Origin of the sequence: Streptomyces sp. NPDC029526 (genome assembly GCF_040637405.1) — a bacterium.
GTDB lineage: Bacteria > Actinomycetota > Actinomycetes > Streptomycetales > Streptomycetaceae > Streptomyces.
Genome location: NZ_JBEZWE010000007.1, coordinates 1 through 14,876, shown reverse-complemented (window position 1 = coordinate 14,876; position 14,876 = coordinate 1). Strand labels below are relative to the sequence as shown.

The window sequence follows — 14,876 nt, the reverse complement described above, 5'->3', positions numbered from 1 at the left end:
CCGGCTATCCGGCCTGGGGGTCGCCCTTGGTGTAGGTCAGGCGCTCCACGGCGCCCGGCTGGAAGTCGTCCTCGATCTTCTTGCCGTTGACGAACAGGTCGATCGCACCGGCGTCGCCGAGCACCAGGTTGATCTTCGAACTGTCCTGGAACGTCTTGGAATCGCCCTGCTTGAGCAGGCCGTCGAAGAGCAGCCGGCCGTTGTGGTCCTTGGCGGAGATCCAGCTGCGTCCGTCGGTGGCGCTGACCCGGACCGTCACCTTGTCCTGGGGCGCGGCGGCGATCGCGCTGTCGGAGGGTTCGGGCTCGGGAGCGGCGGGCTTCTTGGACTTGGGGGTGGGCGAGGGCGAGGTGCTGGGCGTGGTGTCGTCCGCCACGTCGGCCTTGCCGCCGTCGTCGCCGCCGACCATGGTGAAGCCGACGAAGCCGATCACCGCGACGATCGCGGCGACCATGGCGGCGGTCCAGTTGGGTCCCCGGCGCTCGGGACGGATGCGTTCCGCCTCGAACAACGGGGCGGCGGGGGTCGGCGCCGACGGCGCACCGTGCTCGCTCTCGAACTGTGCGATCAGCGGAGCCGGGTCGAGGCCGACGGCGCGGGCCAGGGTCCGGATGTGCCCGCGGGCGTAGACGTCGCCGCCGCAGGGCGCGAAGTCGTCCGCCTCGATGGCGTGCACGATGGCGATCCGCACGCGGGTGGCGGTGCTGACGTCGTCGACGGTGAGCCCGGCGGCGATGCGGGCCTGCTGCAGGGCACGGCCGACGGAGGGGCGGGCTTCCTCGGATACGTCTTCGAACGGACGCTCGTCTTCAGGGGAGTTGCCGATGGACACGGGGGCGCCTTTCGAGCGTGTAGCCGCCTGTGCTGGAGGTTCAGTCTAGGAGGGGTACGAGAGGGTGGGGCAACCGGGCGGTCGGACTTTGTACGCCATCGGAATGGCCCGACATCCCGACGGCGCTCCTGCTGTTGGTTCTTCCCTCAACTTGACGTACGTCACAGGGAAACGGTTGCTCACGGATCCCTTACGGGTGAGTCACGATCCTCCACCCGGCCGTGCCGGGGTGACGACCGTGGTCCGTCTGCCTACCCTTCAGACTCCCCCCGGATCAGCGCGAGCACGCCATCCAGCTCGTCAGGCTTCACAAGAACGTCACGAGCCTTGGAGCCTTCGCTCGGTCCGACGATGTTCCGGGACTCCATGAGGTCCATGAGCCGGCCGGCCTTGGCGAAGCCGACGCGCAGCTTGCGCTGGAGCATGGACGTCGACCCGAACTGGGTGGAGACCACCAGTTCCGCCGCCTGGCACAGCAGGTCGAGGTCGTCGCCGATGTCCTCGTCGATCTCCTTCTTCTGCTTGGTCCCGACGACGACGTCCTCCCGGAAGACGGGCGCCATCTGGTCCTTGCAGTGCTGGACGACGGCCGAGACCTCCTCCTCGGTGACGAAGGCGCCCTGCAGCCGGGTCGGCTTGTTGGCCCCCATCGGCAGGAACAGTCCGTCGCCCTTGCCGATCAGCTTCTCGGCGCCGGGCTGGTCGAGGATGACGCGCGAGTCGGCGAGGGAGGAGGTGGCGAACGCGAGCCGCGAGGGCACGTTCGCCTTGATCAGGCCGGTGACGACGTCGACGGAGGGCCGCTGGGTGGCGAGCACCAGGTGGATGCCGGCCGCCCGCGCGAGCTGCGTGATGCGCACGATGGCGTCCTCGACGTCCCGCGGGGCGACCATCATCAGGTCGGCCAGCTCGTCCACGATCACCAGCAGGTACGGGTAGGGCTGCAGTTCTCGCTCGCTGCCCTCGGGCGGCTTGACCTTGCCCTCGCGGACCGCGCGGTTGAAGTCGTCGATGTGCCGGTAGCCGTAGGCCGCGAGGTCGTCGTAGCGCAGGTCCATCTCGCGCACGACCCACTGCAGCGCCTCGGCCGCCCGCTTGGGGTTGGTGATGATCGGCGTGATCAGGTGCGGGATGCCCTCGTAGGCGGTCAGCTCGACGCGCTTGGGGTCGACGAGGATCATGCGGACGTCCTCCGGGGTCGCCCGCATCATGATCGAGGTGATCAGACAGTTGATGCAGGACGACTTGCCGGAGCCGGTGGCGCCGGCCACCAGCATGTGCGGCATCTTCGCCAGCGAGTCCATCACGTACCCGCCCTCGACGTCCTTGCCGAAGGCCACCAGCATCGGGTCGTCGTCCTCGGCGGACTCCGCGAGCCGCAGCACGTCGCCCAGGTTCACCATCTCGCGGTCGGTGTTGGGGATCTCGATGCCGACCGCGGACTTGCCGGGGATGGGGCTGATGATCCGCACGTCGGGGCTGGCGACGGCGTAGGCGATGTTCTTGGTGAGGGCGGTGACCCGCTCGACCTTGACGGCCGGGCCCAGTTCGACGACGTAGCGGGTGACCGTGGGGCCGCGGGTGAATCCGGTGACGGCGGCGTCCACCTTGAACTCGGTGAACACCTTGCGCAGCGCGTCCACTATGGCGTCGTTGGCCGCGCTGCGCGACTTGCCGGGCCCACCCCGGGTCAGCAGGTCGAGGGAGGGCAGCGCGTAGGTGATGTCGCCGGAGAGCTGGAGCTGCTCGGCGCGGGCGGGCAGGTCCCGGGGCTCGGCGGGCGGCGCCTTGGTCATGTCCAGCACACCGGCCGGCGGCCGGTCGGCCTTCGGCTCCTGCTGGGCCTTCCCGGGACGGGAGGCGTCCTGCTGCGGCCGGGCGGCCGGAACGGGCGTCGGGGTGGTGGGCTCGGCGTCCCCGACGCGCACGCCCTGGGTGAGGTCGGCGACGACCGGGGAGGGCGGCATGCCGTGCAGCACGGCGCCGTCGAGGGCGGCGGCCGCCGCGGCGGCCACGTCGACGGCGTCCTGGGGACGGTCCATGTCGGGCTGCGGCACCGCGGACCGGCGGGTGCGGCCCCGGCGCCGGGTCAGCGCCTGCTGCTGGGCCGCGTCGGGGTCGTACGCGTCGGGACCCTCGGGGGCGGGTCCCCGCCTGCGGCGGCTCGCGGGCAGCGCCTCGCGCCACTGCTCCTCGTAGCGCTGGTCGTCCTCGCCGAAGTCCTCCGGCTCGGGGTCGTTCACCAGGCCCAGCTTCACGCCGAGCAGCCGCAGCCGCTGCGGGATGGCGTTGACGGGGGTGGCGGTGACCACGAGCAGCCCGAACACCGTGAGCAGCACCAGCAGGGGGACGGCGAGGACATCGGTCATGGTGGACGACAGGGGCGTGGCCGCCGCCCAGCCGATGAGGCCGCCTGCGTCCCGTATGGCCTGCATGCCCTCGCTGCGGGCGGGCGATCCGCACCCGATGTGGATCTGGCCGAGGACGCCGATGACGAGAGCCGACAGGCCGATCACGATCCGGCCGTTGGCCTCCGGCTTCTCCGGGTGCCGGATGAGGCGCACGGCGATGACCGTCACCAGGATCGGGACCAGCAGGTCGAGCCGGCCGAAGGCGCCGGTCACCAGGATCTCCAGCAGGTCGCCGACCGGCCCCTCCAGGTCGGCCCAGGTGCCGGCGGCGACGATCAGGGCGATGGCGAGCAGCAGCAGGGCCAGCCCGTCCTTGCGGTGGGCCGGGTCGAGGTTCCTGGCGCCCGTCCCTATGCCGCGGAACACAGCACCGACGGCGTGCGCCAGGCCGAGCCAGATCGCGCGGACGAGGCGGTAGACACCGTTGGTCGGGTTCGGGGCGGGGGCGGGCTTCTTCGCCGGAGCCTTGCGCGCGGGCGCCTTCTTCGCGGGGGCCTTCTTGGCCGCGGCCTTCTTCGCCGGAGCCTTCGCGGAAGCGGCCGCCTTCTTCGCGGGCGGCTTCTTGGCTGCGGAGGGACGTGAGGCCATGGGTGTGAGGTTACCGCCGGAGACGCCCGGGGACACGTGTGCCCACTGCTTCACCCGTTCGTGTCGCACCTGTTGGGGCGTGAAGGTGACGCGGCGGTTGACGGCGCGTCAGGCCCGGCAGGGCCCGCGGGACGCGCAACGCCTGCGCGCACGGCGGTGGTTGTGCGGCCCGCGCCCCCGGTTCAGTTCTGCGAGGAGACGGAGGAGGCGTTTCCGGCGCCCGGCTCCAGCGCGTCGAGGGCGCGCCGCAGCCCTGTGAGCTTCCGCTCCAGGTGCGCGGCCGTGGCCACCGCGGCGGCGTCCGTCGCCTCGTCGTTGAGCTGCTTGGTGAGCGCCTCGGCCTGCTCCTCGACGGCGGCGAGCCGCGCCGAGAGCTCGGCGAGCAGACCCGCCGGCTCCTTCGGGCGGTCGGCGTTCTTCTCGTCGCCCTCCAACTGCAGCCGCAGCAGGGCCGCCTGCTCGCGCAGCTGGCAGTTCTTCATGTACAGCTCGACGAAGACCGACACCTTCGCACGCAGCACCCACGGGTCGAACGGCTTGGAGATGTAGTCGACCGCCCCCGCCGCGTAGCCGCGGAAGGTGTGATGGGGCCCGTGGTTGATCGCCGTCAGGAAGATGATCGGGATGTCCCGGGTCCGCTCCCGTCGCTTGATGTGCGCCGCGGTCTCGAACCCGTCCATGCCCGGCATCTGGACGTCCAGCAGAATGACCGCGAAATCGTCCGTGAGCAGCGCCTTGAGCGCTTCCTCCCCGGACGATGCCCGCACCAGCGTCTGATCGAGCGCCGAAAGGATCGCCTCCAGCGCCAGCAGATTCTCCGGCCGGTCATCGACCAGGAGGATCTTGGCCTTCTGCACCATGGCCCGCCCTCCTCGCCCCGGCGTGGGGCCTCCCCTACTCGCAGGACCTGGGACGGCACCGGCAGGTGCCACCCCGAGGGACGGCTCCCTTGCGCCGCCCGTCCTTGTGCCGGTCATCGTAGCCGCACCCCGCCCGTCGCCACACCCTGTCACCGTGATGTCACTGTGCACACACCGGAAACGCGGCGGGAGACCAGAAGGTTCCCCGGATCGGGCCCTTCTACACGGCTTCCCGCACACCGCGTGGGCGGCTGCGGAACGCACACCGGCGCCTCCCCCACGGTCGCACACCGCACGGCCGACGGCCCCACCGCCCCGGCACCGCCGGCCCGCCCGCGCTCAGCTCCCCATCCACTGCTCCATCACCGACAGCAGGTGGTCGGGGTCGACCGGCTTCGTCACGTAGTCCGAGGCACCCGACTCGATCGCCTTCTCCCGGTCGCCCTTCATCGCCTTCGCCGTCAGCGCGATGATCGGCAGCCCCGCGAACTGCGGCATCCGCCGGATCGCGGTGGTGGTCGCGTAGCCGTCCATCTCCGGCATCATGATGTCCATCAGCACGACCGCCACGTCGTCGTGCTGCTCCAGCACCTCGATGCCCTCCCGGCCGTTCTCCGCGTACAGCACCGACAGGCCGTGCTGCTCCAGCACGCTGGTCAGCGCGAACACGTTGCGGATGTCGTCGTCGACGATCAGCACCTTCTGCCCGCCGAAGCGGATGCCCCGCGACGGCCGGGGCGCCGGCTCCTGCTCCACGCCCGCCCACTGCTCCGGCTGCGGCTCGGGAGCCGACGACTCCAGCGCCGGCGTGTTGCGGCGGCGCCGCCGGAACAGCGCGGCCGGGGCCTCCGCCGGATCCGGGCGCACCACGGTCCCGCCCGGCGCGTCGGCCGCCGCCTCCGGGCCCGGCGACGTCACCGGCTCACCGGCCTCCAGGGCGGGCAGCGCGTGCTGGTAGCCGTTGGGCGGCAGCTCACCGGGGTGCAGCGGCAGGTACAGCGTGAAGGTGGAGCCGCGGCCCGGCTCGCTCTGCGCGTGGATCTCACCGCCGAGCAGCTGCGCGATCTCCCGGGAGATCGACAGCCCGAGCCCCGTCCCGCCGTACTTCCGGCTGGTCGTGCCGTCCGCCTGCTTGAACGCCTCGAAGATGACCCGCATCTTGCTCGCCGCGATGCCGATGCCCGTGTCGGTCACCGAGAACGCGATCAGGTCGGCGTGCGGATCGGTCAGCGACCCGGTCTCCAGCAACTGCTCCCGGATCCGCTGCGGGACGTCGTCACGCGCGGGCCGGATGACCAGCTCCACCGACCCGGAATCGGTGAACTTCACCGCGTTCGACAGCAGGTTGCGCAGCACCTGCAACAGCCGCTGCTCGTCGGTGTGCAGGGTGGCCGGCAGCTCCGGGGACACCCGCACGGACAGGTCCAGGCCCTTCTCCGCGGTCAACGGCCGGAAGGTGGCCTCCACGTAGTCGACCAGCTGGACGAGCGCGATCCGGGTCGGCGAGACGTCCATCTTGCCCGCCTCGACCTTCGACAGGTCGAGGATGTCGTTGATGAGCTGGAGCAGGTCGGAACCGGCCCCGTGGATGGTCTCGGCGAACTCCACCTGCTTCGGCGAGAGGTTGCCCTCGGCGTTGTCGGCGAGCAGCTTGGCCAGGATCAGCAGCGAGTTGAGCGGGGTGCGCAGCTCGTGCGACATGTTGGCCAGGAACTCGCTCTTGTAGCGCATCGACACCGCGAGCTGTTCCGCACGCTCCTCCAGGACCTGGCGCGCCTCCTCGATCTCGGTGTTCTTCACCTCGATGTCGCGGTTCTGCCGGGCCAGCAGCTCGGCCTTCTCCTCCAGTTCGGCGTTGGACGCCTGGAGCGCCTTCTGCCGCTGCTCCAACTCCGCCGAACGCTCCCGCAGTTGCTCGGTCAGCTCCTGCGACTGGCGCAGCAGCCGCTCCGTCTTGGTGTTGACCGAAATGGTGTTGACGCTGGTCGCGATCATCTCGGCGATCTGGTTGAGGAAGTCCTTCTGGATGTGCGTGAACGGCGTGAAGGAGGCCAGCTCGACGACGCCGAGCACCTGCCCCTCGAACAGCACCGGCAGCACGATCACCTGCGCGGGCGGCGCCTCCCCGAGCCCCGAGGAGATCTTCAGGTAGCCGCTGGGCGCGTTCTCCACGAGGATCGTGCGCTTCTCCGTGGCCGCCGTGCCGACCAGCCCCTCACCCGGACGGAACGACGTCGGCATGGAGCCCATGGAGTACCCGTACGAACCGAGCATCCGCAACTCGAACTGGTCGTCGTCGGCGGAGTGCAGGTCCTCGCCGTCCACCAGCGGCATCGCCAGGAAGAACGCGCCGTGCTGCGCGGAGACCACCGGCGTCAGCTCGCTCATGATCAGCGAGGCCACGTCCTCCAGGTCCCGGCGGCCCTGCATCAGCGCGGAGATCCGGGCGAGGTTGCCCTTGAGCCAGTCCTGCTCCTTGTTGGCGATCGTGGTGTCGCGCAGGTTGGCGATCATCTTGTTGATGTAGTCCTGGAGCTCCTGGATCTCCCCGGACGCGTCCACGTCGATCTTCAGGTTCAGATCGCCCCGGGTCACCGCGGTCGCCACCCGCGCGATGGCCCGCACCTGCCGGGTCAGGTTCCCGGCCATCTCGTTCACCGACTCCGTCAGGTCGCGCCAGGTGCCGTCCACGTCCCGCACCCGCGCCTGGCCGCCGAGCTGACCCTCGGTGCCCACCTCACGGGCCACCCGGGTCACCTCCTCGGCGAAGGAGGACAGCTGGTCCACCATGGTGTTGATGGTGGTCTTCAGCTCCAGGATCTCACCGCGCGCGTCGATGTCGATCTTCTTGGTCAGGTCGCCCTTGGCGATGGCGGTGGTCACCATCGCGATGTTGCGGACCTGACCGGTCAGGTTCGACGCCATCTGGTTCACGGACTCGGTGAGGTCCTTCCAGGTGCCGGCCACCCCCGGGACGTGCGCCTGACCACCCAGGATGCCGTCCGTGCCCACCTCGCGCGCCACCTTGGTGACCTGCTCGGCGAACGCGCTCAGCGTCTTCACCATGATGTTGATGGTGTCGGCGAGCTGCGCCACCTCACCGCGCGCCTCGATGCTCACCTGCCGCGTCAGGTCACCGTTGGCGACCGCGGCCGACACCTGGGAGATGTTCCGCACCTGAGTGGTGAGGTTCTTCGCCATCAGGTTGACGTTGTCGCTGAGGTCCTTCCAGATGCCCGTCACACCCGGCACGTGCGCCTGACCGCCCAGGATGCCCTCGGTGCCCACCTCGCGGGCCACCCGGGTCACCTGCTCGGCGAACGACGACAGCTGGTCGACCATCGTGTTCACGGTGGTGACCAGCTCGAGGATCTCGCCCTTGGCGTCGACGGTGATCTTCTTGGAGAGGTCGCCCTTGGCGACCGCGGTGGTGACCTCGGCGATGTTGCGCACCTGCAGGGTCAGGTTGTTCGCCATGCCGTTCACCGACTGCGTGAGGTCCTTCCAGGTGCCGGAGACCCCCTGCACCTCGGCCTGGCCACCGAGAATGCCCTCGGTGCCCACCTCCCGGGCCACCCGGGTGACCTCCTCCGCGAACGACGACAGCTGGTCCACCATCGTGTTCAGGGTGTTCTTGAGCTCCAGGATCTCCCCGCGCGCGTCCACGGTGATCTTCTGCGACAGGTCACCGCGCGCCACCGCCGTCGCCACCTGCGCGATGTTGCGCACCTGGCCGGTCAGGTTCGACGCCATGCCATTCACCGAGTCCGTCAGGTCCCGCCACACCCCGGCGACCCCGGGCACCTGCGCCTGACCGCCGAGACGGCCCTCCGTGCCCACCTCCCGGGCCACCCGCGTGACCTGGTCGGCGAACGACGACAGCTGGTCCACCATCGTGTTGATGGTGTTCTTCAGCTCCAGGATCTCCCCGCGCGCGTCCACGTCGATCTTCTGCGACAGGTCACCGCGCGCGACGGCCGTCGTCACCTGCGCGATGTTGCGCACCTGGGAGGTCAGGTTGCCCGCCATCGAGTTGACGGAGTCGGTCAGTTCCTTCCAGGTGCCCGAGACGCCGTCGACCCGGGCCTGACCGCCCAGCCGGCCCTCGGTCCCCACGTCCCTGGCCATCCTGGTGACCTGGTCCGCGAAGGACGACAGCTGGTCCACCATCGTGTTCACGGTGTTCTTCAGCTGGAGCATCTCGCCGGAGACGTCGACCGTGACCTTCTGCGACAGGTCACCGTTGGCGACCGCCGTCGTCACCTGCGCGATGTTCCTCACCTGTCCGGTGAGGTTGCGGAACGCCGTGTTGACGGAGTCCGTCAGGTCCTTCCACGTCCCCGCCGCGCCCGGCACCTGGGCCTGCCCGCCCAGCTCACCCTCCACGCCGATCTCCCGCGCCACCCGCGTGACCTCGGCACCGAAGGACGACAGCTGGTCCACCATCGTGTTGACGGTGTTCTTCAGCTCCAGCATCTCGCCGGCCACGTCCACCGTGACCTTCTGCGACAGGTCACCGTTGGCGACCGCCGTCGTCACCGCGGCGATGTCCCGCACCTGCGTGGTGAGGTTCCGGAACACCGTGTTGACGGAGTCCGTCAGGTCCTTCCACGTCCCCGCCGCGCCCGGCACGTTCGCCTGGCCGCCCAGCCGCCCCTCGGCCCCGACCTCGTTGGCGACCCGCGTGACCTCGTCCGCGAAGATCCGCAGCGTCTCGGTCATCTGGTTGATCGTCTCGGCGAGCTGGGCCACCTCGCCCCGGGCCGGAACGGTCACCTTCCGGGACAGGTCACCGTTGGCGACCGCCGTCGTCACCTCGGCGATCCCCCGCACCTGGGCCGTCAGGTTCCCGGCCATGGTGTTCACCGAATCGGTGAGTTCCTTCCACACCCCGTCCACCCCGGGCACCTGCGCCTGACCGCCCAGCGCGCCCTCGGTACCCACCTCGCGGGCCACCCGGGTCACCTCGGAGGAGAACGCGGAGAGCTGGTCCACCATCGTGTTGACGGTGTTCTTCAGCTCCAGCATCTCGCCCTCGACGTGCACGGTCACCTTGCGCGACAGATCACCGCGCGCGACCGCCGTCGTCACCAGGGCGATGTCCCGCACCTGTGCGGTCAGCCGCTCCGCCATGGTGTTGACCGAGTCCGTCAGGTCCTTCCACGAGCCGGACATGCCGCGCACCCGCGCCTGACCGCCCAGCTTGCCCTCGGTGCCCACCTCGCTGGCCACCCGCGTGACCTCGTCGGTGAACGTCGACAGCTGGTCGACGAGGTTGTTCACGGTCCGGGCGACCTTCAGGAACTCCCCGCGCAGCGGATGACCGCTGCCGTCCTGCGCCTGCGTCCGCAGCTCCATCCGCGGCGACAGATCGCCCTCGGCCACCGCCGACAGCACCCGGCTCACCTCGGACACCGGGCGCACCAGGTCGTCCACCAGCGCGTTCGAGTGGTCGATCGCCGTCGCCCAGGAGCCCTCGCAGGCCCCCGTCTCCAGCCGCTCCGTGAGCTTGCCCTCACGCCCGACCATCCGCCGCACCCGGGCGAGCTCACCCGTCAGGTGCAGATTGCGGTCGGCCACCTCGTTGAAGACCGCCGCGATCTCCGACATCACGCCGTCGCCGGACACCGTGAGCCGCTTGCGGAAATTGCCGTCGCGCATCGCCACCAGAGCCACCAGGAGCCGGTTCAGGGCCGCGGTGTCCACCACGGTGGTCCCGGACCGCTTCTTGCCCGGTCCACTGGAGGACGGTCCGCCCTTCGCGCGCGTCTTCGTGCTCCGCGTCGCTGCGCCAGACTCCACTGTGTCCCTCCCGCAGGGGTAGACCGTTAACGCTGTGCCCCGGTATCACCGCACGGTGCACCGGTTACTACTGCGCATTTCTGTACTACTGCGATGTCCGCCCGGCACCGCGGGGCGGCCCCCGACGGGCTGCTGCCCATCCGGGACGGAGCCCCCTCCGCCTGCCCGGACCTTCACGACTAGCCTGCCCAGTGTTTCACCCCCACCGAACCAGGCCATAACAGTTCGGCAGCTTCGCACACCGTCCGCACACAACCCCGGACGGCAGACGCCTCCGGACGAAAACACAGCAGACCGGCATCCGCTTGACCCGCGAAGGTAAGTAACCTTGCATGCGGCTGTCCAGCCGCGCCGGTCCGTCCGGCCTGGGCGGTGGACGAAGACGAGCGGGCATCGGAGGGGCGGCCGCACCAATGACCACCGGACTGATCCCGGGGGAACACCCCCCGGAGCCACAGCCGAAGGGTGAGCTGCCGCGACAGCGGCAGGAGCCGGTCGGCCACGGAGTCATGCCCGTCGAGAACCGGTCGAGGAGTTCTGTGATCACCGCGCGCGCGGCCGCCACCTTCGAGCCCGTCGGGCGCTCGGTCGCCGGCGCCCGCGCCTTCGTCCGCGACACCCTGCAGGGCTGGGGCTTCGGGGACATCGTCGACGACGCCGTCGTTCTCACCAGCGAACTGGTGACCAACGCCGTGGTGCACGCCGGCACCTCCGCCGACCTGCTCTGCCTGCGCGGGGACGACGGCGTCCGCATCGAGGTCGCCGACCGGTATCCGGAACGCGAGGTCCCCGTCCAGGGCTCCCTCGCCACCATGGGCAGTCTCGACCGGGAGGGCGGGCGCGGCCTCCAGCTGTGCGCGGCCCTGGCCTCCCGCTGGGGCGTGGAGTACACCCCCGCCCACAAGACCGTCTGGTTCCAGCTGGACCTCCCGGAACGCCCCGTCGGCACCCGCGCGGCCGGACCCGCCCTGCCGCCCGACCTGCTGCCCCTCGCCGACGGACGGGTCCGGGTCGCGGTGCTGCAGATCGACCGGGCCGGCACGATCACCTCCTGGAACGAGGACGCGGAGGAACTCTTCGGCTACCCGGCCGAGCAGGTCACCGGCAAGCCCCTCACCGACCTCGCGGCCTGGCCGCACACCCCCGGCACCGGCACCGGCATCGCCGAGGCACTCCAGCTCTCCCGCTGGGAGGGCAGCTACGGCATCCGCGGCGCCCACGGCCGCGTCCTGCCCGTGTACGCCTCCCACCTGCGCGTCCGCGACACCGACGGCGAGCCCTCCACCGTGTGCCTGCTCGTCCGGGACCACGAACGCGCGGTCCTCCAGACACCGCTGCGCTCCCCGTCCTCCGACGGCGCCGGCTCCTCCGGCGAAGGCCAGAACACCGACCCGTTCGAGGTCTTCATCGGCTCCCCCGCCCCCGACGACCTCGACGGCCTCCTCCAGCGCACGGTCGAACGCGCCCGTGACATGCTCGACGGCGACGCCGCCTTCCTGCTGCTCGCCACCGACGACGAGACGGAACTGGAGGTCCGCGCCTCCACCGGCCTGCCCTCCGCCCGCCAGCGCTTCGCCCGCGTACCCGTCGAAGCCGGCCCCGGCCGCTACGGCTCCGCCCGCATGCCCGCCGTCCACGACGACCTGACCGCCGTCCACGGCCCGGTCCCCCTCCTCAACGGCACCGGCATGCGCTCCGTCGTCACCGTCCCGCTCAAGGTCGAGGGCCGCCTCACCGGTTCCCTCGGGGTCGCCGCCGAGGCACCCGGCCGCTACTCCAACGAAGAGGCGCTGCGCCTGCAGTTCGCGGCCGACCGGATCGCCCTCGCCGTCGAGTCCGCCCGGCTGGGCGAACTGGAACGGCTGCGCCGCGGCTCCCTGAGCTTCCTCGTCGAGGCGTCCGACCTGCTCGCCGGCACCCTCGACCGGGACCAGACCCTGGCCCTCATGGCCCAGATGACGGTGCCCACCCTCGCCACCTGGTGCGCCGTCTACACGATCGCCGACCAGTCCTCCGAGCCGTACCTGTCCTACGTCCTGCACGAGGACGAGGAGCAGATCGACGGCATCAAGTCCCTGCTGTCGAAGATCCCCCCGCCCGACCCGGTGCCCACGCCCGGCGCCCGCGTGTGGTCGGCCCCCGGTGAGGTGGCCCACCAGGCGGCCCTGCGCACCTCCATGCGCAGCCTCGGCCTGAGCGGCCCCGACCACCGCGTCACCCCGGGCATCGGCCCCACCCTCGCCACCGCCTCCGCGGTCGGCGGGGAGATCGTCGTGCTGCCGCTGGTCGCCCGCAACCGGGTCATCGGCATACTGACCCTCGGCAAGCCCACCGACGAACACTTCCGCCAGGAGATCCTGGAACTCGCCGAGGACCTCTCCCGCAGGGCCGCCCTGGCGCTGGACAACGCCCGGCTCTACTCGGAGCGGACCGCGATCAGCCAGTCGCTCCAGCGCAGCCTGCTCCCGCCGGAACTCCCGCTGGTGGACGGCGTCGAGGTCGAGGTCATCTACCGCGCGGCCGGCGAGGGCAACGAGGTCGGCGGCGACTTCTACGACCTGTTCCCGATCAGCGACGGTGCCTACGGGTTCGCCATCGGCGATGTCTGCGGCACGGGGCCCAACGCGGCGGCGGTCACCGGTCTCGCCCGGCATGCCCTGCGCCTGCTCGCCCGCGAGGGCCTCAGCGGCCCGGCCGTCCTGGAGCGGCTCAACTCCGCGATCCTCGACGAGGGCGCCCGCAGCCGCTTCCTCACGCTCCTCTACGGCGAGTTGCGCCCCCAGGAGGACGGCAGCGCCGAACTGAAGGTCGTCTGCGCCGGCCACCCGCTCCCGCTGCGCCTGCGGCAGGACGGCACCGTGGAACCGGCCGCCGAACCCCAGCCGCTCCTCGGGGTGCTGGAGGACCTGGAGCTCTACGAGCAGACGGTCGTCCTCGATCCGGGCGACGTCCTGCTCTGCGTCACGGACGGGGTCACCGAACGCCGGGAGGGCTCCCGGATGCTGGGCGACGACGGACTCGCCGACGTCCTGACGACGTGTACGGGCCTCACCGCCGGTGCCGTCGCGGCCCGCATCATGCGTGCCGTGGAGCGCTTCGCCTCGGACGCCCCCTCTGACGACATGGCGATCCTCGCGATGCGCGTTCCGGGGCTGCACACGGACTGAGAGCCGGAAGGCGCAGGACCTCCGGCGCTCCCCCGCGTCGCAGCGCCGGTCCCGCACCCCGTGTCGTTCCACCGGGCCCGGAGCGGACCGTGGCGAGCCGGCTCGCGCTCACGGTCACGGACATGAGAAAGGCCCCGCCCGAATCTGGGCGGGGCCTTTCGTCCGAGCCCCCAAACGGAATCGAACCGTTGACCTTCTCCTTACCATGGAGACGCTCTACCGACTGAGCTATAGGGGCCTGTTACCGGCCGGGCTGTTCCCCGCGGCAACGGAATAGATCATACCCCGAACGGGACCGTGCTCCCAACCAGCATTCGGGCCAGCCTTCGGACCGGCCTTTTGAGGCTTCAGGAAGCTGGCTGGAGGAGTCCGCCGAGAGCGTTGCACGCGGAGGCCATGCGTTGCATGTCCCGCTTGGTGAGCGCCGCGTGCACCGGAAGCGCCAGCGTCTCGTCGGCGGCCCGCTCGGTCTCGGGCAGGGACACGCACCGGCGGAACCCGGGCAGCCGGTGCACGGGTGTCCTGACGGGCACCGAACACTCGACACCCCTGGCCCGTACGGCACGTGCAAAGGCGTCCCGGTCGGGCCGGCCGTTGCCGGGCACTCGGACGACGTACTGCTCATAGGTGTGCCCTGCAGCTCCGTCCGGTGTCGCCACGCCCCTGAGTCTGGCGTCGAGCCAGGCGGCTCGTTCACGGCGCTTGGCTATGTCGTGCTGTGGCGCACAGCCCTCGTGGTGCTCGAGGACGAACAGCCCGTGCCGCTCCCCGACGGTCCGCAGTCGCGCCAGGTCGGCGGGCCTGCCGAAGCGGTGCACGGCAACCACGGCGGCGCTCCTGGCAGTCAGGGCGTCCGCCACGGCAGCCGGGGACAGTCCGTACGTCACCGGATCTATGTCGGCGAACACCGGCATCGCGCCGATCGCGGTCACGGCCTCGGCGATCTCCACGTTCCCGAAGGCCGGTACGACGACCTCGTCACCGATACCGACGCCGGCGGCTCTGAGCAGTGCGGCAATACCCATGAGGCGGATGCTCGTCGGGCGACGTGAACTCCAAGTGACAGGCAACAAAAAAGGGTTGGACCCGAAACCGAAGTTTCGGGTCCAACCCTGTCACGTATTGTTCGGCGGCGTCCTACTCTCCCACAGGGTCCCCCCTGCAGTACCATCGGCGCTGTAAGGCTTAGCTTCCGGGTTCGGAATGTAACCGGGCG

The 14,876-nt window shown here is 70.6% G+C and carries 6 protein-coding genes, 1 tRNA gene and 1 rRNA gene; 1 reads left to right on the top strand and 7 read right to left on the bottom strand.

Annotated features, from left to right (window positions below; genetic code table 11):
* Positions 1-4 precede the first annotated feature (4 nt).
* The 4 genes from AB0F01_RS17765 to AB0F01_RS17750 form a co-directional block, all read right to left on the bottom strand.
* A complete protein-coding gene (locus AB0F01_RS17765; protein ID WP_362096083.1) occupies positions 5-832 on the bottom strand; it encodes a helix-turn-helix domain-containing protein in 828 nt (275 codons plus the stop codon).
* Positions 833-1,083: 251 nt separating this feature from the next.
* A complete protein-coding gene (locus AB0F01_RS17760) occupies positions 1,084-3,831 on the bottom strand; it encodes a DNA translocase FtsK (protein WP_362096081.1) in 2,748 nt (915 codons plus the stop codon).
* 182 nt (positions 3,832-4,013) lie between these two features.
* A complete protein-coding gene (locus AB0F01_RS17755; protein WP_362096078.1) occupies positions 4,014-4,691 on the bottom strand; it encodes a response regulator in 678 nt (225 codons plus the stop codon).
* A 339-nt stretch (positions 4,692-5,030) separates the two neighbouring features.
* Positions 5,031-10,493 carry a HAMP domain-containing protein gene (locus AB0F01_RS17750; RefSeq protein ID WP_362096075.1) on the bottom strand — a complete coding sequence of 1,821 codons (5,463 nt, stop codon included), beginning with the start codon at positions 10,491-10,493 and terminating at the stop codon, positions 5,031-5,033.
* 413 nt (positions 10,494-10,906) lie between these two features.
* Between AB0F01_RS17750 and AB0F01_RS17745 the strand changes: the two genes are divergently transcribed.
* Entirely contained in the window at positions 10,907-13,660 is a 2,754-nt protein-coding gene (locus AB0F01_RS17745) for a SpoIIE family protein phosphatase (protein WP_362096072.1), read from the top strand.
* A 165-nt stretch (positions 13,661-13,825) separates the two neighbouring features.
* Here AB0F01_RS17745 and AB0F01_RS17740 read toward each other — a convergent pair.
* The 3 genes from AB0F01_RS17740 to rrf form a co-directional block, all read right to left on the bottom strand.
* Positions 13,826-13,898: transfer RNA gene (locus tag AB0F01_RS17740), tRNA-Thr, on the bottom strand.
* A 109-nt stretch (positions 13,899-14,007) separates the two neighbouring features.
* Positions 14,008-14,670 carry a DegT/DnrJ/EryC1/StrS family aminotransferase gene (locus AB0F01_RS17735; protein ID WP_362096630.1) on the bottom strand — a complete coding sequence of 221 codons (663 nt, stop codon included), beginning with the start codon at positions 14,668-14,670 and terminating at the stop codon, positions 14,008-14,010.
* A gap of 114 nt (positions 14,671-14,784) precedes the next feature.
* Positions 14,785-14,876 (bottom strand): 5S ribosomal RNA (rrf, locus tag AB0F01_RS17730); the annotation flags it as partial.

What these genes read in the sequence shown, in the direction of transcription:
- AB0F01_RS17760 (WP_362096081.1), bottom strand. Translation starts at nt 3,831, where the DNA reads ATGGCCTCACGTCCCTCCGCAGCCAAGAAGCCGCCCGCGAAGAAGGCG.
- AB0F01_RS17755 (WP_362096078.1), bottom strand. Translation starts at nt 4,691, where the DNA reads ATGGTGCAGAAGGCCAAGATCCTCCTGGTCGATGACCGGCCGGAGAAT.
- AB0F01_RS17745 (WP_362096072.1), top strand. Translation starts at nt 10,907, where the DNA reads ATGACCACCGGACTGATCCCGGGGGAACACCCCCCGGAGCCACAGCCG.